The sequence below is a fragment of the Anoxybacillus andreesenii genome, from assembly GCF_030813005.1.
GTDB classification, from domain to species: Bacteria; Bacillota; Bacilli; order Bacillales; family Cytobacillaceae; genus Robertmurraya; species Robertmurraya andreesenii.
Genome location: NZ_JAUSTU010000059.1, coordinates 1 through 4,040, shown reverse-complemented (window position 1 = coordinate 4,040; position 4,040 = coordinate 1). Strand labels below are relative to the sequence as shown.

Genomic DNA, 4,040 nt, shown 5'->3' with positions numbered 1-4,040 from the left:
CGTTATGATTGTGTTTTCGTCGACTTAATCATACACGGTTTATCGTGGCTTTTTCATTTATTTAGCTTGTTGCATTTGATTATACAACTAGCCTCAGTATGTTTTTTGATCTCTTCTTCCGAAAAATATTTTCTAGCCCCTCTATATTGTCCATCATTATCTAAAAAAGCAACGAGCCCTGCCTGCTTTTTCATGAAATCTCCTTTGATACTCTCACCTTTAATTTTATAAATAACCGTTCCTTTTTTTATTTTGTACCCTTCTCCGTTTTTATCAGGTATATCTTGAACTTCCTTTTCAATGCTACCTATTTCCTTTTCAATATCCTGTTCATCTATGGGTTCATTTGTTACAGAATATAAAGTATCTTCTATTTGAAACATTGGGAGATCCACTCTTTCTTCTACACAACCAGTTAAAATGAAAATTATGATTAATGGCATCAATACAACTAATTTTTTCATCATAATGCCTCCAAATACTAGCTAGAATTTTAAACGCATTTATTACTAGGAGCTGCTGCTAACAAAAGTACGAAAGAAAAAATAGACAACATTGTAGCTTTGAAGATTTTAAAAAATACTTACTCTTTTATTTTTAACTTATAATGATTACACATTCTGAATTTACTGTAAATTACAATCACGCATCTGTCAATATCTGGTTCGAATACTATTTTCACCCGATTCCCGGTTTTTAAAGACTACACTTCCCGTAGTTGTGGTATTTTACCGAAATATAAATCTCACTCTATTACAGATTTTCCGAACGAGAAAGCCTATGCAGGTCGCAGACCGTCTTTAGACATGGGATGATTGTGAGGTCAAATACGGAGTACCACATTTAACCGTAAGGTTTTATGGTGCTTCAAGTATTTGAAAATTTCACTATCTTTTATATATATTTGTTGCAGTTGTGATCGTAAACTAATAAAATAGAAGCATGGAAGAATATAGAAGAACAAACACAACCGTTTCATTAATAAACTATCACTTTGTATTTTGCCCTCGCTACAGAAGGAAAATATTTCTTGATGGCAAAGTAGAACAAAGATTTAAAGAAATGGTCCACGAAATATGTGAATCGCTGAAAATAAAAGTGGTAGCCTTAGAATGTGACAAAGACCATGCGTACATGTTTCTAAATGCACTGCCAACGTTAAGTCCTGCGAATATCATGGCGAAAATCAAAGGAGTGACATCTAAACAGCTGCGTGAAGAATTTCCGCACCTACGACATTTGCCGAGTTTATGGACACGTTCTTATTTTGTTTCTACGGCAGGAAATGTATCGAGTCAAACCATAAAACGATATGTGGAGCAACAAAAAACAAGGGGGTGAAACCATGTCGCAAACCATCACTGTAAAAATTAAGTTGCTACCTACAAAAGAGCAAGCTTTGACTTTGACTGAAATGAGCCATACATACATTTCAACGATTAATGATCTGATAGCTGAAATGGTAAAAGAAAATAAAAGCACCAAGAAGTCCAGTAAAAACATTGATGCATCTCTGCCAAGTGCATTGAAAAACCAAGCGATCAAAGATGCAAAAAGTGTTTTTAAGAAAGCGAAGAAATCTAAGTTTAAAGTGGTTCCAGTGTTGAAGAAACCCATGTGTATTTGGAATAATCAAAACTACTCTTTTAACTTCACTCATATTTCACTGCCGATCATGATTGATGGGAAAGCGAAGAAAACGCCTATTCGTGCCTTGTTAGTTGATAAAGATAATCGAAATTTTGATTTGCTTAAACATAAATTGGGTACACTCCGCATCACGAAAAAGTCAGATAAGTGGATTGCCCAAATTTCTGTCACTATTCCTACGGTTCAAGGAACAGGTGTGAAAGTCATGGGAGTAGATTTAGGATTAAAAGTACCTGCTGTTGCTGTAACAGATGATGAAAAGGTACGCTTCTTTGGGAATGGAAGACAAAACAAATTCAAAAAGAGAAAGTTTCGTTCTGATCGTAAAGCATTAGGAAAAAAGAAAAAGTTAAATGCTATCCGTAATTCGAAAAATAAAGAACAGCGTTGGATGGAAGATCAAGACCATAAAATAAGTCGTGCAATTGTTAATTTTGCTAAGGAAAATAAGATTTCTGTCATTCGTTTAGAACAATTAGCGAATATCAGACAGACGACAAGAACCAGTCGTAAAAACGAAAAGAATTTGCATTCATGGTCATTCTATCGCCTATCGCAATTCATTGAATACAAAGCTAATTTAGAAGGTATTAAGGTTGAGTATGTGAATCCTGCATATACAAGTCAAACATGCCCTAAATGTTCCGAAAGAAATAAAGCACAAGACAGAAGGTACAAGTGTACATGTGGATTCGAGAAACATAGAGACATAATCGGTGCTATGAATATTCGATATGCACCTGTGATTGGTGGTAATAGTCAATCAGCCTAAGATGCTAAATGCACTGTCTTAGGAGGGGCAATGGGATGCCCTCACCTTGAGGACTGTTCAAAACAGAAATGGACTGCGAACGCTTAGTCACTCAGGAATCCCACCCGCTAAATCGTAAGGTTTAGGGCTTGCGTCTTTAGACGTGGGAGTCTCAATAACCGAAGACCTAATACAAATGTGAAAAAATCATAAATCTTTTCTGCACTACTAGTGATTGCTGTAACATGATGTAGACCTTTTAGTGCATTCATCAATAATCCCTCCAATTAAAGTATCTCGAATTTGAGACTTCTCTATAAAAAAAATCTACTGTTTCTTTGCTCGATAACCCACTCGTTTTAATAATGCAACCATTTGATTGAGCTCATCAGCACTTAATTCATCAAATACTTGTCCAATTTTCATGACATGTTGTGGAAAAATTTCATCCATTAATGCTTTACCTTCATTTGTTAAAACCGCATAGATAACACGTCGATCCTCTGGACATCCTTGACGTCTGACATAATTCTTTTTCTCTAACTTATCTATCACATAGGTGATGCTACCACTTGAAATAAGAACCTTCTTTCCAATCATTTGGATGGGCTGGTCACCTTTATGATACAACAGCTCTAGAACGGAAAATTCCGTAGGGTTTAATCCGTAATTGGCTACATCTTTTCGAATAACTTCTTGAATCGCTTGGGAGGAACGAAGTATAACAGTTACGGCTTTCAATTCTTTGTTCGTTAGATCCATTCGTATCACTCCATTAAACAGATAGATGATGCTGAAATGTACAAATTCCATTCAGCATCATCCCTATCAATTTGTTCCTACATTATGCGGCTGGATTTACTTCTAATTCCACTTTGATTTTTACATCTTTTCCAACTAGGACGCCACCTGTTTCAAGTGCTGCGTTCCATGTAAGACCGAATTCCTCACGGTTAATTTTTGCTGCTGCTTCAAACCCATAAACTTCAACACCCCATGGGTTTGTGCCTTTTCCACCAAACTCAACATCGAATGTTACTGGCTTGGTCACGCCCTTGATTGTTAAATCACCAGTTACTTTGTAGTCATCCCCATCTTTCGTAATGCTTGTAGATGTGAAATCAATTGTTGGGTTGTTTTCTACATCAAAGAAATCAGCTGATTTTAAGTGATTATCGCGATCTTCGCTTCTTGTGTTAATGCTCGCTACGTCAAATTTGAATGCGATGGTAGCAGTTGTTAAATCTGATAAATCTTCTGCTTCTACGTCTGCTGTATAAGAATCAAATTGACCTTTTACTTTCGATACCATCATGTGTTTTACTTCAAAACCTACTTGTGAATGTGATTGATCTACTGTCCACTTTGCCATTTTCAATTCCTCCAATTTGTTTTTTATTTTTACCTCGAATTCGAGATATATAACCAAAAAAATATGAGTTCTGATTTACTTGAGTTCAAATATCTTTAACTCGAGGTAAATTTATCACATAGACTTGATCATTGTCAACACTTTATCATTAATTTTTTTGATTTTCATTACATCTTAAATTGCAATATTAAATGCAACATTTAATGAAATACCAGTAAACCCATGATTAAATAGACTGGGATACTTTGCGCAACTTTACATGGAGTG

5 protein-coding genes and 1 pseudogene are annotated in these 4,040 nt (G+C 35.5%); 2 read left to right on the top strand and 4 right to left on the bottom strand.

All coding sequences use genetic code 11. The annotated features are described in order from the left end of the window. Positions 1-53 precede the first annotated feature (53 nt). Complete coding sequence (locus tag J2S07_RS21635; RefSeq protein ID WP_307152437.1) at positions 54-464, bottom strand: hypothetical protein; 411 nt, start codon at positions 462-464, stop codon at positions 54-56. A gap of 478 nt (positions 465-942) precedes the next feature. On the opposite strand from J2S07_RS21635, the gene tnpA reads away from it, so the two are divergent. Further along, positions 943-1,341 carry an IS200/IS605 family transposase gene (tnpA, locus tag J2S07_RS21630; RefSeq protein WP_307152436.1) on the top strand — a complete coding sequence of 133 codons (399 nt, stop codon included), beginning with the start codon at positions 943-945 and terminating at the stop codon, positions 1,339-1,341. A 4-nt stretch (positions 1,342-1,345) separates the two neighbouring features. Then, complete coding sequence (locus J2S07_RS21625) at positions 1,346-2,422, top strand: RNA-guided endonuclease TnpB family protein (RefSeq protein ID WP_307152435.1); 1,077 nt, start codon at positions 1,346-1,348, stop codon at positions 2,420-2,422. Between the two features lie 149 nt (positions 2,423-2,571). Here the strand turns inward: J2S07_RS21625 and J2S07_RS21620 are convergent. The 3 genes and pseudogenes from J2S07_RS21620 to J2S07_RS21610 form a co-directional block, all read right to left on the bottom strand. Then, positions 2,572-2,673 (bottom strand): annotated as a pseudogene (locus tag J2S07_RS21620) (ring-cleaving dioxygenase); the annotation flags it as partial. A 55-nt stretch (positions 2,674-2,728) separates the two neighbouring features. Then, on the bottom strand, positions 2,729-3,163 hold the full coding sequence (locus tag J2S07_RS21615) for a MarR family winged helix-turn-helix transcriptional regulator (protein ID WP_307152438.1): 435 nt from the start codon (positions 3,161-3,163) through the stop codon (positions 2,729-2,731). Positions 3,164-3,245: 82 nt separating this feature from the next. Continuing rightward, positions 3,246-3,773 carry a YceI family protein gene (locus tag J2S07_RS21610; RefSeq protein WP_307152434.1) on the bottom strand — a complete coding sequence of 176 codons (528 nt, stop codon included), beginning with the start codon at positions 3,771-3,773 and terminating at the stop codon, positions 3,246-3,248. Positions 3,774-4,040: the final 267 nt, after the last annotated feature.